At 65.6% G+C, this 863-nt stretch carries 1 pseudogene; it reads left to right on the forward strand.

The annotated features are described in order from the left end of the window. A pseudogene (locus NKJ06_RS35575) lies at positions 1-802 on the forward strand (IS256 family transposase); the annotation flags it as partial. Between the last annotated feature and the right edge of the window lie 61 nt (positions 803-863).

An 863-nucleotide genomic window follows, 5' to 3' on the forward strand; every position in this document is an offset into this window, starting at 1 on the left:
GCCGGCTGTGCGAAGAGATCGACGGCAAGGTCAAAGCGTTCCTTGAAAGACCCATCGAGGGCGACTGGCCATATCTGTGGATCGACGCCACCTACCTGAAGGTGCGCCGCGGCGGCCGCATCGTCTCGGTCGCCGTCATCATCGCTGTCGGCGTCAACGCGGACGGCCGGCGCGAGGTGCTGGGCATGGAGGTCGGCACGTCTGAGGCCGAGCCGATCTGGACGGAGTTCTTGCGCAAGCTGACCCGCCGCGGCCTCAGGGGCGTCAAGCTCGTCGTCTCCGATGCCCATGAAGGCATCAAGGCGGCCGTCACCAAGGTTCTGTCGGCGACCTGGCAGCGCTGTCGCGTCCACTTCATGAGGAACGTGCTGGCGCATGCCGGCAAGAGCGGGCGCCGTGTCGTCTCCGCCTTCATCGCCACCGCCTTTGCCCAGGAGACGCCAGAAGCCGCCAGCACCCAATGGCGCGCCGTCGCCGACCAGATCCGGCCGAAGGTGCCGAAGCTGGCGACAATCATGGACGACGCCGAGCCCGACGTGCTTGCCTACATGACTTTCCCAAGGAGCACCGCGCCAAGCTGCACTCGACCAACCCGATCGAGCGCCTCAACGGCGAGATCAAGCGGCGCACCGAGGTCATCGGCATCTTCCCCAATGACGATGCCATCGTCCGCCTCGTCGGCGCGTTGCTGCTTGAGCAGAATGATGAATGGGCCGTGCAGCGGGCGCGCTATATGACTCTTGAGACCATCAGCCAGATGAGCGATGATCCGCTCATCAGCCTGCCGGCAGTGGCGCGCTGATCAGTCCGGCCCATGCCGGAGAGCGCGGCGACCAAGCCGTCAGCTACACCACTCCCTGGGA

Origin of the sequence: Mesorhizobium sp. M0293 (assembly GCF_040321735.1) — a bacterium.
Classification (GTDB): Bacteria; Pseudomonadota; Alphaproteobacteria; order Rhizobiales; family Rhizobiaceae; genus Mesorhizobium.